The organism is Streptomyces griseoluteus (genome assembly GCF_004784465.1).
GTDB lineage: Bacteria > Actinomycetota > Actinomycetes > Streptomycetales > Streptomycetaceae > Streptomyces > Streptomyces griseoluteus.
The window spans coordinates 27,334-45,950 of record NZ_SRRU01000016.1 but is presented as its reverse complement, the minus strand read 5'-3'; the positions used below and the strand labels follow the sequence as shown (position 1 = coordinate 45,950).

At 69.2% G+C, this 18,617-nt stretch carries 17 protein-coding genes and 3 pseudogenes; 9 read left to right on the top strand and 11 right to left on the bottom strand.

Annotated elements, in window-relative coordinates:
- From E5082_RS30835 to E5082_RS30825, 3 genes are read right to left on the bottom strand one after another with little or no spacing between them, the layout of a single operon-like run.
- Positions 1–1,662: a histidine phosphatase family protein gene (locus E5082_RS30835; RefSeq protein ID WP_135794513.1), complete on the bottom strand. Its 1,662-nt coding sequence runs from the start codon at positions 1,660–1,662 to the stop codon at positions 1–3.
- A complete protein-coding gene (locus E5082_RS30830; RefSeq protein WP_229919038.1) occupies positions 1,662–3,704 on the bottom strand; it encodes an FAD/NAD(P)-binding protein in 2,043 nt (680 codons plus the stop codon). Before E5082_RS30830 ends, E5082_RS30835 begins: the two co-directional genes overlap by 1 nt.
- 34 nt (positions 3,705–3,738) lie before the next feature.
- Positions 3,739–4,149 carry an OsmC family protein gene (locus E5082_RS30825; protein WP_135794511.1) on the bottom strand — a complete coding sequence of 137 codons (411 nt, stop codon included), beginning with the start codon at positions 4,147–4,149 and terminating at the stop codon, positions 3,739–3,741.
- Positions 4,150–4,414: 265 nt separating this feature from the next.
- Here E5082_RS30825 and E5082_RS30820 point away from each other — a divergent pair, with 265 nt between their 5' ends.
- From E5082_RS30820 to E5082_RS30810, 3 genes and pseudogenes are all read left to right on the top strand, one after another.
- Positions 4,415–5,917, top strand: coding sequence for an NB-ARC domain-containing protein (locus E5082_RS30820; protein WP_135794510.1), 1,503 nt, complete (start codon positions 4,415–4,417; stop codon positions 5,915–5,917).
- Positions 5,918–5,967: 50 nt separating this feature from the next.
- The gene (locus E5082_RS30815) at positions 5,968–6,654 is read left to right on the top strand and encodes a haloacid dehalogenase type II (protein ID WP_135794509.1); all 687 of its coding nucleotides are present in this window, start codon (positions 5,968–5,970) and stop codon (positions 6,652–6,654) included.
- Positions 6,655–6,791: 137 nt separating this feature from the next.
- Positions 6,792–7,051 (top strand): annotated as a pseudogene (locus E5082_RS30810) (hypothetical protein); the annotation flags it as partial.
- A gap of 87 nt (positions 7,052–7,138) precedes the next feature.
- Here E5082_RS30810 and E5082_RS30805 read toward each other — a convergent pair.
- Complete coding sequence (locus E5082_RS30805; RefSeq protein ID WP_167514187.1) at positions 7,139–8,128, bottom strand: EamA family transporter; 990 nt, start codon at positions 8,126–8,128, stop codon at positions 7,139–7,141.
- A 40-nt stretch (positions 8,129–8,168) separates the two neighbouring features.
- Here E5082_RS30805 and E5082_RS30800 point away from each other — a divergent pair, with 40 nt between their 5' ends.
- Together E5082_RS30800 and E5082_RS33275 are read left to right on the top strand one after the other, a co-directional pair.
- Positions 8,169–8,693, top strand: coding sequence for a MarR family winged helix-turn-helix transcriptional regulator (locus tag E5082_RS30800; protein ID WP_135794507.1), 525 nt, complete (start codon positions 8,169–8,171; stop codon positions 8,691–8,693).
- Positions 8,694–8,949: 256 nt separating this feature from the next.
- Positions 8,950–9,192: pseudogene (locus tag E5082_RS33275) on the top strand (protein kinase family protein); the annotation flags it as partial.
- Positions 9,193–9,312: 120 nt separating this feature from the next.
- Here E5082_RS33275 and E5082_RS32720 read toward each other — a convergent pair.
- The 3 genes from E5082_RS32720 to E5082_RS30785 form a co-directional block, all read right to left on the bottom strand.
- Complete coding sequence (locus tag E5082_RS32720; protein ID WP_190045434.1) at positions 9,313–9,975, bottom strand: hypothetical protein; 663 nt, start codon at positions 9,973–9,975, stop codon at positions 9,313–9,315.
- Positions 9,976–10,198: 223 nt separating this feature from the next.
- Complete coding sequence (locus E5082_RS32570; RefSeq protein WP_167514186.1) at positions 10,199–10,336, bottom strand: hypothetical protein; 138 nt, start codon at positions 10,334–10,336, stop codon at positions 10,199–10,201.
- A 294-nt stretch (positions 10,337–10,630) separates the two neighbouring features.
- Positions 10,631–11,797: a serine hydrolase domain-containing protein gene (locus tag E5082_RS30785; protein WP_135794506.1), complete on the bottom strand. Its 1,167-nt coding sequence runs from the start codon at positions 11,795–11,797 to the stop codon at positions 10,631–10,633.
- A 165-nt stretch (positions 11,798–11,962) separates the two neighbouring features.
- Here E5082_RS30785 and E5082_RS33515 point away from each other — a divergent pair, with 165 nt between their 5' ends.
- Positions 11,963–12,091, top strand: coding sequence for a hypothetical protein (locus E5082_RS33515; RefSeq protein WP_268255649.1), 129 nt, complete (start codon positions 11,963–11,965; stop codon positions 12,089–12,091).
- A pseudogene (locus tag E5082_RS33845) lies at positions 12,085–12,465 on the top strand (transposase); the annotation flags it as partial. The gene E5082_RS33515 and the pseudogene E5082_RS33845, both read left to right, overlap by 7 nt.
- A gap of 437 nt (positions 12,466–12,902) precedes the next feature.
- Here the strand turns inward: E5082_RS33845 and E5082_RS30775 are convergent.
- The 4 genes from E5082_RS30775 to E5082_RS30760 form a co-directional block, all read right to left on the bottom strand.
- On the bottom strand, positions 12,903–14,546 hold the full coding sequence (locus tag E5082_RS30775; RefSeq protein WP_135794505.1) for an eCIS core domain-containing protein: 1,644 nt from the start codon (positions 14,544–14,546) through the stop codon (positions 12,903–12,905).
- A gap of 310 nt (positions 14,547–14,856) precedes the next feature.
- A complete protein-coding gene (locus E5082_RS30770) occupies positions 14,857–15,105 on the bottom strand; it encodes a transposase (RefSeq protein WP_229919031.1) in 249 nt (82 codons plus the stop codon).
- Between the two features lie 200 nt (positions 15,106–15,305).
- Positions 15,306–16,550, bottom strand: a complete 1,245-nt coding sequence (locus tag E5082_RS30765) for a low temperature requirement protein A (RefSeq protein ID WP_208766265.1) — start codon at positions 16,548–16,550, stop codon at positions 15,306–15,308.
- A gap of 3 nt (positions 16,551–16,553) precedes the next feature.
- Positions 16,554–16,910, bottom strand: coding sequence for a Ku protein (locus tag E5082_RS30760; protein WP_135794549.1), 357 nt, complete (start codon positions 16,908–16,910; stop codon positions 16,554–16,556).
- A gap of 77 nt (positions 16,911–16,987) precedes the next feature.
- Here E5082_RS30760 and E5082_RS33265 point away from each other — a divergent pair, with 77 nt between their 5' ends.
- Entirely contained in the window at positions 16,988–17,185 is a 198-nt protein-coding gene (locus E5082_RS33265) for a tyrosine-type recombinase/integrase (RefSeq protein WP_229919030.1), read from the top strand.
- A 391-nt stretch (positions 17,186–17,576) separates the two neighbouring features.
- Positions 17,577–18,377: a hypothetical protein gene (locus E5082_RS33260; RefSeq protein ID WP_229919029.1), complete on the top strand. Its 801-nt coding sequence runs from the start codon at positions 17,577–17,579 to the stop codon at positions 18,375–18,377.
- The last annotated feature ends 240 nt before the right edge of the window (positions 18,378–18,617 follow it).

Here is an 18,617-nt window from a genome sequence, read left to right as displayed (position 1 = left end):
TCAACTCCTCGCGGAAAGCCGGGCATCGGGGTCATCAATGGCGCGGACGGGCGCGGTGACATGCTGCTCGGCCGACGGCCGGTCCTGGAGACCGAGTACGTCGGGCCAGCGCGGGTCGTCGGGAGCGACGACGAGATGGCGGGCGTACCAGCTGTCGAAGAAGGACAGGACGAACATCGGCAGCAGGGCCCAGATCGCCACCTGCTCCAGCGGCTGGTTGCCGGTGAGCGCGGCGATGATGACCACTACGAACACGTTGGGGTAGGTCATGGCGGTGTAGTCGTCGAGCGTCTGGACGTGGCGTCGGCGCTTGAGCAAGGCGGCGAGCATGCGCAGGCCGACGGCGATGCCCGCGGCGGTTGGCGCGTAGCTGGTGAAGCCCTGCAGGTCGAGCTTGAGGCAGACCAGCACGATGAACGCGGTCAGCAGCAGCACCGCCACGTATCCGTTGCGCTCGCCGTACTTGGCCGTGCGGATGGGCGAACGTTCCCGCAGACGTTTGACCAGGACGTAGACGGCGGTGACGACGCCGGTCGAGGTGGCAGCGCTGATGGCGATCGCCGGGGCGACGTCCTCCTGCAGGGTCAGGGCGAGGACGGTCGAGAAGGACAGGGTCGCGGCCAGTGAGGACAGTAGGACCTGCGCGAACGTCGGCATGATCATCCCGCCGAGGCAGCGGCTGACCGTCATCGCCACCACGGAGCTCGGCGTGGCGAGGAACACCGCGGCGATCGCCGCCGTACTCGTACTGCCCGCATCCGACCAGCGCACCAGGGCCGCGAAGGCCGTCGGCAGGACGAGGTAGCGCAGGGCAACGGACCTCAGCGTGCCACGGTCGGTCACAAAGGCTCGTGCGTTCTCCAGCTCGATGCGACACATGGTGATGACGCTGGCCAGCACCAGGAGCAGGAGCAGCACGTAAGGAGAGGTGGAGATCCGCGCTCCCGCCAGATTGGCGAGCAGGCCTGCGGCCAGGCCAGCGCAGAAGACCACGGGATGGTTGACGACCATCCAGTCATAGACCATGTTCATGGTCTTGTTCTCGTTCTTGACGTAGCTGTGGATCCGGTCGCCCTGCAGCATCTGGGAGTTGGGCAGCCGCAGGTCGTACGACTCATCGGCCGGGCGGTCCAGGATGAACCGGCAGATCAGCTCCACGACGTACTTGTGCGAGACCACGCACACCGTCTCGCCGCGCCGCAGCGCGGGCAGCAGCTCCTGCTCGTAGAAGGCGTGCACCCGGTCCTTGAACTGCCGGAACGTCTCGCCGCCGTGCATGGTCGGGCTGTCGGCGTTCATGGCCCGCTCGTACTCGGCGATGCCGTGGCGGCGCTGGAGAATGGACTTGCTCTCCAGCGTGTAGCTGCCGAAGTCGCGCTCCATGAGGCGCTCGTCGACCACGACCTCGGGGACGTCCGCCTCGTGGGCGTCGAGGCGGAAGATGGTGTCGGCCGTTTCATAGGCGCGGGTCAGCGGGGAGACGTAGACACGGTCGAAGTGCTGGCCGCGGTGGCGCCCCGCGACCTTCTCGGCCTGGATCCGGCCGAGGAAGGTCAGGGGTGCGTCCCGCTGCCCGGCGATGCGGTGGACGGAATTGCAGGTCGATTCGCCGTGCCGGACCATGAACAGCCGGCTCAGCAGCTGCTCGTCGTGCTCTGCCATCACGCCCCCTTCCTCGGCGCGTGCTTGACCTGCCCGGCGTACTGGGAGCCCCAGCCCGCCAGCTTGGTGATGTCGCACAGGTTGTGCACCGCGTGCTTCTGCACGAGCGTGGCCAGCAGGGACACGGTCCGCCTCGCCTGCTGGGTGGTGAGGCCGAACTCGCGGGACAGGGCGACGCCGAAGTCGGCGAGGTCGTCGTCCAGGATGGTGCGGTACTTGCGGCGCTCGGTGCGGTCCTGGGCCTGGAGGTAGTTGACCGCGTTGGGGTAGGCGTTGTCTTTCGCGTAGCTCTGCAGGCGTTCGCGCAGGCGGGTGGCCTGCGGATCCTCGGTGGCGAGGTCGGCGGCGATCCAGTCGCTGCTTCGGATCAGGCAGTGGTGGATGCCGTCGGGGATGTCCATCTGCTCCTCGTCGTTCGCCGATTCGAGGCGGCGCAGGACCTCCATCGCCGTGTCGAAGCACTGGTTGCGAAGGGTGCCGATGCTGAACACGAACGCGCCGAGCCGGCCTCGGCGTGTGGTCTCGTCGCCCTGGCGCATCGGGCCGACGCCGAACAGGCCGCCTGCCGCCTCGCCGTCGGACGCGATCAGCTGTCCGTGTGGGCCGACCTCGATGCCGCGGTGGGTCTTGGTCTGCGGCTGCGCATAGCCGTGTCCGTTGACCAGGGCGTGCCACAGGGGGTGGTCGGGGCGCTCGTAATCGGTCTTGTTGCCCAGGCAGTTGACGACCCGGTCGACGACGATGTCCGGCTGGTCGGCGAAGACCACCCGGATCTTCGTGCCGTTCTGGAGGGGGCGCATGTCCTGGATGCCGGCGGACAGAGCCTCGACGGTCTTCGGCGCTCCGTTGTATCCGCGCATGCGGCTGCGCACAACGCCGCCGATCTCCTGCACGGTGCTGGTGCGGTTGGTGACGATCAGGCTCTTGTACCGGTCGAGCAGCATCCGCACGTCGCGGGCGTCCATGCGGGAGATCAACTCGATGACGTACGGCTCCCACGCCTTCATGACTCGCTCGGGGAAGACGGCCTCGAGCGCGCTGCCCGGCTCTACACCGTGCTCGGCGCGCAGGTGGGCGTACTCCGCCTTGATCCCCTCCACCACCGCTTCGGGGGTGAGCTTCTCGGCGTCGAGGAAGGGCGGTCGGCGGGCCTGCCAGATGTCGTGCTCGTGGTCGACGGGGTAGGTGCCGTGCATGTGCCCGCCGCGCGAGCAGATCAGGATCTGCCCCCGGTGGCCTGCGTGGATGAGGGAGATCACCGTGTCAAAGGCCGACAGCGCGGAGCCCGTGACGAGGACGCTCTCCTCGGGGCCGACCTCCTGGAACCAGCCCTGGGCACCGGGGGCGTAGGGGTCGGCGAGGAAGCGATCGCAGTCCTTGATGCGGTGGTAGAAGGACGCTTGCACCGGCGAGAGGTGACCCGTCGCCAGGATCACCTGGTCCGAGAAGAGGTCGTGCACCCCGCCCTCAGCCGAGAAATCGGCGTACTTGACGACGTAGCCGCCACCCTGGGCGCGGACGTCGATGACCTCACCGGTGAGCTCGCGCAGGGTCACCTCGGCGTGGGCGTCGGCGGCCGCGCCGCGCAGCCGCTCGGCCAGGTACTGCCGGAAGATCCGCCGCGGCACGACGCAGGCCACGCCGAAGGTGTGGTACTGCCACTTTTGCGGCCAATCCGAGCGATCCGCCTCCTCGTTGGCCCACTCCAGGAAGTCCTCCGGACGCTCGCGGCGCAGGGTGATGCGGCCGGCCTGGATGTTGAGCATGTGCTCCCAGTTGGTGGACGCCCAGCCGAAGGCGATACCTCCGTAGCGGTAGCCCTCCTCCCGCTCTATCAGGCATATCTCCAGCGGCATGTCGGCGAAGTGGAGCATCCGGATGGCGGTGAGCGTGCCGGAAAAGCCCGCGCCGACGATCGTGACGCGCCGCGCGCCTGGGCTCGCGCCGCCCACGGGGTCGTGCTGCAAGCTGCTCGCCTGCATCGCCATGTCCGCCATGCCGCGGTCCTGGCTCGGGCTGTCCTGCATCGCGGCGTTCTGCATTTCCACGGTCTTGTCTCCTTCGGTGGGGGAAGCGTCAGCGCCACTCGTGGGTGAAGCGGACCGTTATGGCGCCACGGATCGAGTTGTGGACGATGCAGCCCCGCTCGGCCTTGAGCAGGGGCTTGGAGATCAGGTCCTGAAGGGCGGCGGGCGCCGACACCTGCACGGTGATTTCGGAGAATCGGGCCGGCGCGCTTACGAGGCTTCCGTCGACCTGGAAGCTGATCTCGGAGGCGTCGGCCTGCGGGTCCTCAGCCTTCAGGGCCGCTAGGAAGGTGCTCACGTAGCAACCGCCGAGTGCCAGAAGCAGCAGCTCTCCGCCCATGGGACCGGCGTCGGTGCCCTCTTTCTCCTTGGGCCGGTCGATGGTGAGCGTGTGGTCTCTGGCCTGGCCTACGACGACGCTGCCGTCGACGGGGCGCAGGGAAACACCGATTTCGGGCATGGTGATGCGCGGACTCCTGTCCTGGAACGGGGGCACACGAGGCTCGCCGTCAGGGGACGAGTGGGATTCCTGGGGTGCCGGTGAGCGGGGACGGCCCTCAGCATCAGGACGGAATGCGGGCTTCCGGAGCGATCGTGGATGATCCTGGATGCGCTCCGTGGTCGGAGGTCAACCGTCGGATATCGCTTGACAGTCGAGACCCCATGCCGTCTAACTTGAAACGACCATTCCAGGTTGTCGTGGCCCAGGTGTCCCATGGGGGAGGATGTTCGTGCCGCAGGTGTTGGATCCGAAAAAAGCCCGCACCATAGACGAATTCATCGCGGAACTCAGACTGCTGAAGGCGTGGGCGGGCAACCCGTCAATCACCGAGCTCACACGGCGCATCCACCGGGACTGGCAACGGGCAGGACGCCCGCGCGGCGAATGGCCGGCGCGCTCCACGGTGGGCAACTGCTTCCAGATGGGCCGCCGCCGCCCCAACGCCGACCTGCTGTTGGCCGTGGTGCAAGCACTCGTCGGCTCCGACGAAGCCATCGTCTCCGGCTGGCGGCAGTCACTACGCGCCGTGCTCGGTGAAGCCGAGGCAGCCGCACGCGTCAGCGCCTACAACCGGCTACCTGCGGGACCTTCCGCATTCATCGGCAGAACCGGCCTGGTGGCCGAGGCGGAGGCACTGCTGACCCGGGATGCGCAGATGCCGACGCTGACGCTGGAGGGCATGGCGGGTGTGGGCAAGACGTCGTTCGCCCTGCATATCGCACATCGGGTTCTCGCCGGGGAACGCACCGACATACCGGTCCTGTTCGCGAACCTGCGAGGCTCTGCTGCGCAGGGTCCAGGCGCCGACCCTGCCGCCGTACTGGAGACCTTTCTGCGGCTGCTCGGTATTACCGGCGACCGCATCCCCTACGACCTCGACGCGCGAACAGCCCTTTACCGGCAACTCCTGGCGGGAAGGAGCGCACTGATCGTCCTGGACGACGCGGCCGACGCAGAACAGGTGCGGCCCCTTCTGCCCAGGATCTCAGGATGCCGCACCCTGATCACCAGCCGGCGCGCGCTGGACAGCCTCGCTGAAGCCGCCCGGCTGCCGGTACCGCCGCTGGCCCCGGACGACTCCGTCGAGCTGGTGCGGGCAGCGACCGGAGCCGAACGCCTCGTCTCGGACCTCCCGGCGGTCCAGCAGATCGCCGACTTACTAGGGCACCTCCCGCTCGCGCTGTCGGCCATCGGTCGCCACATGCGCGACCATCCCGCCTGGGCACTCGGCGACTATTACCGCGAGCCTCTGATCACCCTGGCCCTTGAGGGCGGCGTGCGCACTGCACTGGCCGCCTCTGACGCACGGTTGTCGCAGGGCGCACGGCGACTCCTTCGCCTGCTGGCCCTCCATCCGTCGACAGAGGTGGAGATCGCAGGAGCGGCCGCTCTCCTGGGCGAACCTTCCGCTACCGCCGAACGTCACCTTGCCGCTCTGGCGGCAGAGCACTTGATCGAACGCACCGCACCCCGCCGCTTCCGGATTCATCCGCTCACCCACGCCTACGCGGAGGAACGTCTCTGCATCGACGAACCTGCGACCCACATCCGCCAGGCCCTGACCCGACTGTCGGAGCACAGCCACCGCTGGGGTGCCGACATGCGACTCGAGACTCGGACGATACGCGGACTCCGTTTGCCCATACCCCGGCAGCACGCTGCAGCAGATGGAGAGAGGAACAGCCCGCTGCCGCAACCACACACAGGACGGGTACTCGCAGCCTGAGGGGGCTACTACGTCCGGCATCCGCGCACGGACACAAGGAGGAGAAGAGCATGCCCGCCGACCAGCACCAGGTCCTCGTCTTCGACGTCAACGAGACACTCAGTGACCTAGCACCACTGCGCGGTCGCTTCGAGGACGTCGGTGCCCCCGGGCACCTGCTGCCGACCTGGTTCGCCGGGGTACTGCGGGACGGATTCGCCCTGACAGCATCAGGTGCGTATGCGGACTTCACCTCCGTGGCACACGACGGACTACGGACGCTGCTATCTGGCCTGGAGGGATGGACGGGAGATGAAGAGGCCGCAGCCCGGCACATTCTGGACGGCCTTTGCCAGCTGGACGTGCACCCCGATGTGCCGCATAGCGTACGGAAGTTGAGCGATGCGGGGTACCGGCTGACGGCGATGACCAACGGAAGCATCGCGCTGACCGAGCGGTTGCTGGACGCGGCAGGAGTGCTGGACTGCTTCGAGGCCCTGTCGGACGTGCACGGACCACGCTGTTGGAAGCCGGCCCCGGCGGCCTACCACTATGCCGTCGAACGAGTCGGCGTCGGGCCTGAGCAGGCGATATTGGTCGCCGTGCATCCCTGGGACATCGACGGGGCGCGCAGGGTTGGGCTGGACGGTGCATGGCTGCGGCGCGGAGCCTCCGTCTACCCGCGCACGATGACCCCGCCGAGTTTCAGCGCGCAGGATCTGGAGGAGCTTGTGAGGGTGCTGGTCGCCGACCAGTGACAAGCGCTAAGCATCCCCCCAACGCCCCTGATCGTTTTCGAGGCGACCGCCCTTCCCGATCACACCCCTTCTGCGGCAGTCCCGGCCAACATCCTGGCCGGGACTGCCGCTTTTTCAGTCCAGAATGCCGAGCGGGCACCGGGCTGGTCCGGTTGTCATGGGCCGGGCTCGCGCCCTGCTGGATGCGCACACGGCTGTCGGCCGCGTACCGGGCACGGGATGGGACCTGCGCGAATACCGGCATTCCGGGCTCACGCGCCTTGACGAGGCCGGGGCCAGCCTGCTGATGCTGATGGCGAAGTCGCGGCACAAGAAGCCGGAGAACATTCAGCGCTACTTCCACCCCTCGGCGGAGTCAATCGCCGAAGTCCTCCCGCCCGACGACAACAGACGGTGAACCCAACACCGCTGTCCGACGGGCCGTTGGTCGGGCCTGGGATAGAGGACAGATCGATCCGTGACTGCGGCACCCCTGCGCATCTGCTCACGCGTCCCGGCCGGCTATCGGCGCCGCTCCCTGTTCCCGTGTCCCCTGATCCTCACAGGGGATTGCAGGTCGAGGACTCGCGGGCGGGTCGCTTGTCGGGTGCAGGCTGGAGAGGGGCCTGACGCCGCCGCGTCGTCCTGCGCGTATGGGCCGTCCCAGGACGACTCCTGTCAGAACGAGTGCCAGTCCGCACAACTGCTGAGCCGTCAGCACCTCCCCGGCGACCGCCGTGCCGAGCAGGACGCCTGTGACGGGGTTGAGGAGTCCGACCAGGCCTACGGTTCCCGCGGGCAGGTGGCGTAGCCCGGTGAACCAGGCGGCGAAGGCCAGTGCGGTGGCGACGAGGGCGACGTAGCCGAACGCGAGGAGCACCGGTGCGGAGAGTGCGGGTGGAGGGCCCTCCACGGCTGCGGCGACCGGCAGCAGAAACAGTCCTCCGGCGGTGAGCTGCCAGGAGGTCGAGGCGAGCACGTCGGTACCCGTGTTGTTCCAGCGTTTGGTCAGGATGTGGCCGAAGGCCGACACGAGCATGGCCGCGGCGGAGGCGAGGATTCCCGGCACACTCACTCCTCCCACCCCCGTGAGCAGCGTGAGGCAGATTCCGCCGAGTCCGATGGTGGCGCCGGCCAGGTGCGCTATGCCGGGCCGTTCGGACACCAGGGCCCAGGCGATGAGCATCATCGCCAGCGGGGACACTGCCATGACGGTCGAGGCGATGCTCGTCGGCAGGAGCTGGGAGGCGGCGTAGACCAGAACGAAGAACACGCTCACGTTGAGCAGCCCGAGCACCGCGGACCGCCACCACCAGACACCGCGCGGTCGCTGCCGGCACAGCCCCAGCAGGACGAGACCGGCGGGCAGCGCTCGCAGCACCGCCCCGTAGAGGGGGCTGTCGGGCGGCAGGAATTCATGGGTGACGTAGTAGTTCGTGCCCCAGGCCACCGGTGCGACAGCGGTGAGTGCCGCCCACCGGAGATTAGCTTCCATGGAAGGTAATATAACTTCCTGGGAAGATATCGTGGGGTGCATGGACACCCCGCAACCGCTGGACCGCGTGGCCCGCATCCAGGCCGACTGGCGCCGCGAGCGGCCCGACCTCGACATCTCCCCGCAGGGCGTGATCGGCCGGCTGCACCGCCTGGCCGACCACCTCACCGAAGAACTCAGCCTCGTCTACGGACGCTACGGACTCAACGAGGGAGAGTTCGACGTCCTGTGCGCACTGCGCCGCGCCGGTGAGCCCTATGAATGCGCGCCCGGCGAACTCGCCGCACACACCATGGTCACGACCGGCGCGATGACGAAGCGGATCGACCGCCTGGAGCGGGCCGGACTCGTCACCCGCCGCCGTTCCGACGACGACCAGCGTGGCCGGATCGTGGCCCTGACCCAGCCTGGTCGCGAACTCATCGACCAGGCGTTCACCGACCACATGCGCAACGAACGCCGCCTGCTCAGTCTGCTGACGCCCGCCGAGACCAAGGCACTCGAAGGACTGCTCACCACCTGGATCTCACACGTGGAAAATCCGCGTCCGTCCGACAGTAAGTGACCCGCTCGGCGCCGGGAGGCCGAGCGGGTACGGGAGCTGTCAAATCTCCGGTCGGTGTGAGGGCTTATCACCGCCTGAGGAAACCTCCGGCGGCCAGCGTTCCGGGCGACTTTGCGTACCTGATCCTTCGACAGCCCCGGCGGATAGGCTCGGCCAGGTCCGCGTGAGCGCCGAGGCCCTGGTTCCGGGCATCGAGGAGTCGTCTATGCACCATCCGGACCTGCGGCATGCCGCTCGGTTTGCCGTGTAGGGGACCGTGGTAACGCGTCTGTCCCTGCTGAGTGATCGTCGAGTCGGTGACGTTGTCTCCGTCGCAGCCCCGCGCGGGTCCCGTATCGGTGGCAGGTCTGCTGAGCTCGACATCGATGGCACGCCGGTGTTCGTCAAGCGAGTGCCCGTGACGGACACCGAGTTGCGGGCGGAGAACGTGCGGTCGACGGCGAACTTTTTCGGCTTGCCGATGCTCTACCAGTACTGGGTGGGCTCAGCGGGGTTCGGGGGCCTAGCGAGAACCGGCGAACCCTTCGGGAGGGGAGTCGGGCTGGATGCGTCAGGGGTACATGGCGCTTGGTGCAAGACAGCTCCGACGCCTGTTCACCCCAGCCACAGCAAGATCATTTCAGTTGCCGAGGCTGCCCTGTGTCGTCGATCCTTTGTGTTCGGCAAGCGGGGAGAGCGCATGGGGCTGATTCTCTTGCCAGGCGACCCCGGTCCGTTTCGCGGCCGGCCGAGGACCGTCGTCCGCCGTGGTCACCCGGTGTGGGGCGCGACGGTCGGGTCCCGGCTCGGCGCCGTCGTCGGGTTCGGGCTCGTTGTCGTCCGGTCCCGGTTCGACACCGTCGTCCGGCTGCGGCTCGGCGGGTAGTACGAGCCGGGCCACGACCCGTTCGGCGAGTGCCCCGGCCGCCTCGCGCTCCAGCCCGCTCTCCACGGCGAGCCGGGCCACCCGCGACCGCACGGCTTCCAGTTGCTCGGGCGTCAAATGCGGGAGTAGTCGGGACTGTGCAGGCTCTGCCGGCCGGTGCCTGATCCGGCGCAGCCACGGACGTGCCCGCCGGCCGGCGGAGGCGACGGTGGCGGACACCACCTGCCGTGCCGCTTCGTCCAGCGCCATCCACACCATGGGAGTCAGCAGGGTCGCGGCCTCGCCCAGCCCGAATCCCAGGGGGTCTCGGTGCCCACCGCTCGCGAGCCGTCGCAACGCGGTGTCGTCGTCCACCAGGAGCAGGGCGTCGAGCACGATCAGCTCGTGCGGCGCCAGCTCGCCGACGATGTCTCGCACGGCATCTCGCACCGGTGTGCCCGCAGGACTTTCCGGTCGCCCGTTCATAACATCCCCCGTAGTCACGTCCGTGCACCACGTCCAAGGTCATGCAGGAGGACGTCCGGCTGGCCGAAATCGCATACGGCGAGGACCGGTTGACGTGACTCGGCCCAGCGTCGAGCGCCTCCTGAGCAGCGGGGGGACTGTCGGCAGTGGATCGGAACGCGCCCAGAGGCCGGTCTCAGAGCCTGCCGATAGCGTGCCGAGGACCGAAGCGGAACATCAACAGCAGCCGCGCCAGGTCGTGCTGATCGACCCGGACCGTATGCGTCTCCGGGTCGTAGCCGTACCTCGGGTCGTGAGCGGGCTTCGTCGGCATCGGTCCTCGTTCACATTGCTGCGGCGGCCAGCCCACCGCAGGGCCTGCGGTGTGGCCAGAGGCCCAACGACCCGGGCCCGCCGGAGCCACGCCGACCTCCGCCGTCCGTACGCCGGCCGAAGCGCTGCGGGCCTCGCCTCTCAGGCTTGCGGCGGCGTCGCGCCGGGCAGCTCCCCGGAGGAGAAGGCCCAACCACTGTTCGATGGTCCACACAGCGACGCTGGAGCGGTCGGTGGACATCCGCAGCCACACTCCTCGCCGCCGGGCATGACCGCCACCTCCGGCCAGTTGGCCTCACAAGGCGCGGTAGAGGGCCTCGACCAGTGCCGTCTTCCGCGGGTCGTCGGCGATATGAGGCCCCATCCGGTTCATGACGTACCCCAGTGACACGCCCGCCTCGGGGTCGGCCAGTCCGCAGGAGCCGCCGAAGCCGTCGTGTCCGAAAGCCCTCGGGTTGGGCCCGTAGGAGCCGTTCGGCCCGCTCAGCCACAGACCGAGCCCGATCTCCGTGACGGTGCCCAGTCCGGGACCGAGCACCAGGTCCCGGCACCTGCCCTGCCCCTCGCGCACCCGCTCCGCCGATTCGGGGGAGAGCACGCGCCGGCCGTCGTACGACCCTCGTCCCGCGAAGATCCCGTACAGGGCGGCGACGGCCCGCGCCGTGCCGTGGCCGTTCGCGGCCGGGATCTCCGCGGCCCGCCACTCCGGCGTGTTCGCCTCGGCCGCACCCACCAGGGGATTGGCCAGCGCGGCGAGCACCGCCGGCGTCAACCGGCCGAAGGCCGCGGCCTGTTCGCTGTCGGAGGCGGCCGGCGGATGCACCAGCTCGGCGGCCCGCCCCGCCTCCTTCTCGGGCAGGCCGATGGTGAAGTCGACCTCCAGCGGCCCGGTCACCTCCCGCTCCAGAAAGGCCCCGGGCGCCAGCCCCGAGATCCGCCGTACGACCTCCCCGACCAGGTGGCCGAAGGTGATCGCGTGATAGCCGGACACCGTCCCCGGCTCCCACCACGGCTCCGTCGCCGCCAGCCGCCGTGTCGTCAGCTCCCAGTCGTAGAGCTGCTCGACCGAGTGCGGCTCGCGCAGGCCCGACAGGCCGGACCGGTGCGACAGCAGATGCCGTACGAGGACCTTCTCCTTGCCGGCCGCGGCGAACTCGGGCCAGTACTCGGCCACCGGCGCGTCGAAGTCGAGGAGCCCCCGGTCCGCCAGGATGTGCGCGCACAGCGCGGTCGGGCCCTTCGAGGTCGACCACACATTGACCAGGGTCTCCCGCTCCCACGGCCGGGTGCGGTCCGCGTCGGCCCAACCGCCCCACAGATCCACCACGACCTCGCCGCCGACGGTCACCGTGACCGCGGCGCCCAGCTCCCCCCGCTCACGGAAGTTCTCCTCGAACGCCGTCCGCACCGCCTCGAAGCGCGCGTCGCAGTGTCCCCGCGCGACTGGTTCACGTTCCGCCATGGGCCCCTCCGTCCTCCGCCGGAAGCCCGGGCCACACCGCCGCGATCCGGGCCCCACGAACGTACCGACTGGTCGGACTGGAGGGAAGGCCAGAGAAAGAACAGGTCGCCGGCCGACTCCTCGTGAGCGTCCTGGTGTGCCAGCTGGAGTAGTCACACCGCTCCGGTGTCGGGGTGGCAGCAGGACCAGGTGGAGGCGGCGGTGAAGGCGGAGCTGGAGCCACGCCACCGGCCCAAGGGCCACCCGCAGATGAAGATCAGCCGGAAGGCCCACCCTCCGCTGCCGGCGGGCTGAAGCGCATGTACTCGCGTTTCGTTGCCCTGCGCATCCGTCCCGCCCGGCGCGAGATCCGCCAGGCGACGGAGGGTCCGGAGCTCCCCGAGCGGTGGCTGCTGGCCGAATGGCCCGCCACCGAGCCCGAGCCGGTGCAGTTCTGGCTGTCCAGCCTGCCCTCCGGCATGCCCCTGGCCACACCGGTGCGACTGGTCAAGCTCCGTTGGCGCATCGAGCACGACTACCGGGAGATAAAACAGGCCCTGGGGCTGGCCCACTTCGAGGGCCGCACCTGGAACGACTGACACCACCACGTCACCCTCGTCTCGGCCGCGCATGCCTTCTGCACACTGCAGCGACTGGCCCGGGCCCCAAAAGGCGCGGCGCAGGACTGAGCCTCTACCAGGTCGTCCGCGAGCTGCAGACACTCCTCGCCCTCTGGGCCGGCGCCTGCCCCACCTGTCACCGCGACATGCCCATCCCGATACGAACCTGACCAAGCCCTACTAGCCTCGATCTTGCATGACGGTCCGTCGGTTCTTCCGTCGGGCCGTTCCGCTGTTGTGGGGTGGTCGTGGGAATGCTGGTGGCCCGGCTGTCGTGTCGGGTGCGCGCCGGGTTCCACGGCTCCGGCGGGGTGATCCTGCTCGGAGGGACGGGAAGCTGCTGGTCAACCGGGGTTCGGCAGGGCATGGAGCCGTCATCTTCACCTGAGGAGTGCAGCATTCCTGACGACGAACAGGGCCCTAGGCAAGTCCCATCGTCCCAGGTCAGAGGCGCTCCTCGCTTATTTGATCAAACTTCGGACGCCCACACTCGCGAAAGCGCGAGGTTAGTCCCCTCGAGTCGGTCGCTGGCCCGCCAGGATGTCGGCGAAAACGATCACGGTCGCGCTCTCGCCGTATTTCGCCGACTGCTCCTGCCGGAAATCGCCGCTCCGCACGAGGATCTGGCGGATGTGGATCTTGGTGCCGATGGGGAAGGTCATCTCCTCCTCGGACTGGTTGTTCCTGCCGAGCGCCCTTCCCCGGTGGTCCTCCGGGAGGCCGAACTCCCAGACGATCTCCTTGCCGGCCACGTACGTGTGGGTCAACGGATCGCCGTACGTGGTCGACAGGATCGCCGGCCACTCGATCGTCTGGTCGACCGAGACGTAGCCACCGTCCGGGTGGTTCTCCTGCTGCTTGAGGATGCCGCCGAACGACTCGTACATGTGCTTGCTGTCGCCCCGCACCACGTTGCCTTCCTCGTTCGCGCGGGGCGTCGCGAAGTCGTCCCACACGCCGTTGATCCGGGCGAAGATGTCGAAGGTGTCCGCGAGGTGCTTCTCGTCCCACGCCTCTGTGGTCTGCTCGTCTGCGTACCCCCGCGCCATGGCGACACTGCGCCACGCGTCGAGCACCTCGCTCTCCTTCGACTTGTAGGAGAAGCCGGGGGCGGCGATCTCGCCGGGGGTGAAGCCGACCTGCCCGAGGGCCGCGAGGAGCGGGTTGATCCGGCGGTAGTCGGCGCTGAGGTAGTTCTCGCCGAGGTCGAGGTCCTTCTGCTTCTGCTTGGCCGCGAGGACCGCCGGGTCCAACTCCGCGGCGCGAGCCGCTTCGTACTCCGTGCGGGACGCCTCCCGCCCCTCGACCGTCCCCCACGACTTGTCCTTGAGGGACGCCCGGGGCTTCTTGCCGTCCGCGCCCGCGGAGATCAGATAGGACCCAAAGCCGAAACTGAGGATCGTCTGCCCCTCGACGTCCCCCTCGTCCGTGTGCTTGACGACCTGGGTCCCCTTTGGGAGGCCCGCCGCGAGGGTGCGCTGCACGGGCGCCTTTGCCGCACCGGCCGTCCCGGTCTCGGGGCCGTCCGAACGCTGCACGCCGGAGGTTGCCCGGGGGGCCGGACGGCTCATCACCGCGCGGGCGTTGGCCTCGGCCTCGCGCTCGAAGCGGTCGGAGGGGTCGGAGACCCTCAGCCCGTTGCCGTTGTCGGTACCGCTGACCGGTCCCTGGCGCTGCTGGATGACGTGGGTGAGCTCGTGGGCGAGGGTGTGCGCGTCGCCCCCGCCCGCAGCGAGGACGACGTGGTTGCCGGAGGTGTAGGCACGCGCGCCGACCTCGGCGGCGGAGGCGTTCGCGGCGCTGCCGGTGTGGATGCGTACGTCGGAGAAATCGGCGCCGAGGCGGGACTCCATGTCCGTACGGGTGGCCTGGTCCAGGGGCCGGCCGGGGCTGCGCACGACGTCGTGGACCGAGGAGCGCTGGACGGCGGGGTCCTTGAAGCCCTCGTGGCCACAGCCGTCCCCGTGCCGGTGCTCCTCCTCGTCCAGGCCGTGGCCGGCCCGGCGGAGCATCTGGACGACCGCCGCGTTGCCCACGGTGCCCTGGAGGGCGAGGAGCCTGGACCGTGGGTGCCCGGCCTCGGCGGGCGCGTGCCTCGCCTCCCGGCCAACCTTGGCCCCGGTGGCTTCCTCGTTCTTCCGCTCGCGCATCGGGCTCCGCCCCTCCTGGAATCGTCGGCGACGTTCCACTCAACCCGACGGCCAGGGCGCAGCGGAAGGTACTTTAGGGCAGAGCTCGGGGGTCCCTGCGACGGTCTCCTGCGGCACTTCCGTACAAGCGGCCTGGCAGCAGGGTGTGGACGAACCACTCGGGCGCGGTCGGCGGGAACCACCACGCCGGGCGGTCAGGCGCGCGTACCTGAGCCGGCAGGGCCGACGTCCCGGACATGCCCCGGACGGGGCCGGCCTTCCGTCCTCCCAGGTCCACCGGTAAAAGTGATGTTCCGACAGGTCCGGACCCCTAGTAGGGGACCAGGGCGGTGAACACCCGCTCCCAGGCGTCATCGACGGCCCACATCCGCAGCCGGTTGTAGACGCCTCGCCAGTTGCCGTACTTCTCCGGCAGGTGGACCCACTGGGTTACGGTCTGGAACTTGAAGGCGATCGCGTCGATCACCTCACGATGATCCCGCCAGCGACCACCCCGCTTCGGCGTCCGGTCCGGGAGTAACGGCTCGATCCGCGCCCACTGCGCATCAGTCAACGGCACACCCGGACCAACGACCCACTGATCCAAACGAAACCGCCTAGCGGTCGCCGGCACCGTGATTCGTCTCCCTGGACCAGCCCCTGCAGATCCCCCTCGAGCTCGTCTGGCCGGAGCCACTGCACCCCGGGCTGGAGCGCGTCATCGCCAGGCTGGCGGCACCCGAGGGTAGGACGAGTGGGAACGTCGAAGGCGCTCAAGGGTCAGGAGCTGCCGACCGGCCCGATCGCCGGATGACGCCAGAGCTCCCAACTCGTCTGGAGCAGGCAGATGAGTGTAAGCCCGGCGAGGGCAGCCAACGCCGGCACCACCCCAGCGACCGGAATCATCGCGGCAGCCCCCAGTGCGGCAAGGAGGCGATCGACAGCCAGCTGGTGGTGATCGCGCCACCGGTAGGCGACGTCGCCGCCGAAGAACAGCGCGACGCCACCGGCCAGGGCCACGGCGGGCAACAGCGGGAGCGGTTCGCCTGCACCCGCGACGGCCTCGTGCACCCCGAGCGCGAAGAAGACCACCCCGGCCACCAGCGGCAGGTGCAGGTAGCTGTAGGAATCGCGCGCCAGCCGGGCCCGCTCCCCATTCCGGGTACCGCGCAGCCGCCGCTCGGCCCCGCCACGGAGATAACCGAAGTAGGACCACCACAGGCCGGCCGCGATCAGCACCGCGAACAGGACGGCGGTCACCACGCTCAGCCGTCCCAGAGAGTCTTCGGCGCCGGCGCCCACCCCGACGATCGCCTCACCCAGCGCGATGATGATGATCTGCCCATGCCGCTCCACGAAGTAACCGGGCGCCACACCCCAGCCGGCCGTACCGATCACAACCGGTCCCGAGAAGCCGATCACCGCGGCCGCGATCCACAGCAGCTCCCGCCCCGGTGTCTCGACGAACGCGGCGGCCACCAGCAGGGCCGGCCCGCCGAGCAAGGAAGGGACCAGCCGCAGCGCGGGCGCACCCACGTCGGCCTCGCCCCGCACGTCGAGAGCCAGCAGCGCGACGTGGATCAGTAGGACCGTTAGGAACGCGAGTCCGAACACCAGCGCCCGCCCGCCGAATGCCTGGGGCAATGCGACCGCGGCAACCAGCATCGCCGCCATCGCCAGGAAGATCAGCAGCCGGTGCGCGGGCCCGGCGAGGTCGGAGGTGTTGGTCAGCCAGGCGTAGCAGACCCACGCCCACCACACCGCGGCGAGCGCCAGGAGCCCGCGCCCGAAGCCCGCCCAGGAGATGTCCGCCAACATCAGGATCGTCACCCGGGACATCGCGTAGACGAAGACCAGGTCGAAGAACAGCTCCAGCGTCCCGACCGACCGGTCCGCCTTGTCTTCGGCTGCGTACTCACCAGCACCGCCACCACCATCTCCGCGCGAATCTCGCTCCACAGCCACCTCACCGCCCTCGATGTTGCGTACATCAACCCACATCGTGCGCGTCAGAGCGACGACCACGTTCTAGCGGGAACCCGATTCGTCCTCGGTCACTTCCACCGTCAGCGGCAGCAGCTCGGTGGGGCCGCGGATCTCGTCCGGCCAGTACATGAGGTGCAGTACGAGGGCGTCGTCGTGGACGCGGAGCAGGCCCAGCCGCTCGCGGCCGTGCCAGACCCATTTGACGATGACCACCCGCGAGGACCGCCCAAGAGCCTGACGCAGCAGTTTGCAGGGCTTGGCCGCGGCCTGGCCGGTAGGGATGAGGTAGAAGCCGGCGCCGATACGGATCGGGTCGATGGAGTCCAGCGGCACGAACGACTCGATCTCCACCGCCTTCGCAGTGGGCAGCGGCAGGTTCGCCAGATCGGCATAGCTCATCGGGATGACCTGGTCCTTCGCGCGCTGCGCCGACACCGGGCGGGGCAGGACGCGGAGCGCGCGGCGGCGGGGGACCGGTGCGGGTCTTCACCACGAGGCTCGGCACTGCGATCGAACCCCGGAAGATCAACCGGCACTTTTATCCGATCCGCGAGCGGCTGGGGCTTGAGGTTCGCTTCCACGACCTGCGCCACACCTGCGTCACGCTGCTGCTCGGACTGGGCATCCCGCCCCACATCGTCCGGGACATCGGCGGGCACAGTGCCTGGACGTGACGATGAACATCTACGCGCACGCGGACATGACGGAGACGCGTGCCGCACTCGATCGGCTGGGAACCTTGCTGGACGACGATTGACGCGGCGCAGTTGAGTCGACGGGGACGTTGCCGTCAGCGTCACCTCAGACATGCGAAACGCACTGGAAGGGCTCTTCCCTCCGGGGCGTTCTTGCTGCTCAGACGTGGCGCCCCCGGCAGGACTCGAACCTGCGGCCAAGCGCTTAGAAGGCGCCTGGCGGTTCGCCTATCGCACCCCTGCTGACCAGCTTCTTTTCTCGCGCTGGGCGCCTCATCGACCGGCCTTCGACACACACCTGCGGCGGACTCTCCGGCCGCCGTAGGCGAGTACGCATTTACTGCGGCAGAGCCGGAAGGGCGGGACGGACGTGACGATCGAACCGGTGACCGAAATCGGGGGCGGGGGCGCGCTCCGGCTGCCGCGCGCCCGGGTCGTACCCCTGTCCGCCCCGCCCGCGTCGTACACCGCGGCGGTCGAGCGGTACCTCACCGGCGCGGGCATCGCGAAGTCCTCCGCGCGGGTCTACCGGATCTCGCTGACGACGTGGGGGTGGATGCTCGCCGGCGAACCGGCGCCGACCGGACCCGCCCGCCGCGGCGCGAAGCCGCCCGTCTTCCCCGTCGCCGCGATCGACGACCCGGCGCTGCCGATGGTGCTGGCCGAGCGGGCGGCGGCGCGGGCGGACGAGATGGACGCTGACGCCGTCAACCGGGAACTGTCCATCGCGCGCAAGGCGATCGGCTGGTGGCAGCGCCAGGGCTGGATCGAAGGCGACCCGACGATCGGCATCGAGCGGCGGCCGGGACCGCCCGACCGCACCAAGGCGCTGGCCGAGAACCAGATCGCCGCCCTGTGGCGGCTGGACGTTGCCATGCGGGAGAAGACGTTCTGGAAGATGCTCTACGAGTCCGCGGCGCGCGCCGACGAGGTGCTGTGCCTGAACGTGGAAGACCTACCCGCAGGACAAGCGCGGCAGGATCACCGCCAAGGGTGGGGCGACGGAATGGATTCACTGGCAGTCCGGCACCGCCCAGCTGCTGCCCAGGTTGATCGCCCGCCGCACCCGCGGCCCGCTGTTCCTCACCGACCGCAAGGCCCCGGCCGGGACGCCGACGCTCGACGTATGCCCCGAGACCGGCCGGGCCCGGCTCTCCTACCGCCGGGCTGAGGAGATCTTCGAGGAGAACACCCGACTGCTGGCCAACCCGCTCGCCTCACCCGAGGACATCGAGGACCTGGACGGCTTCACGCTGCACCGGCTATGCCACAGCGCCCTGACACACGACGCGGAGGGCGGCACCTCCACCCCCATGCTGCTGGCCCGCTCCAGGCACGCCTCCGTCCGGTCCCTGGAGCGGTACGCCCGTCCCGGTGTTGACGCAGTCGCCCGACACGTTGCCGAGCGCGA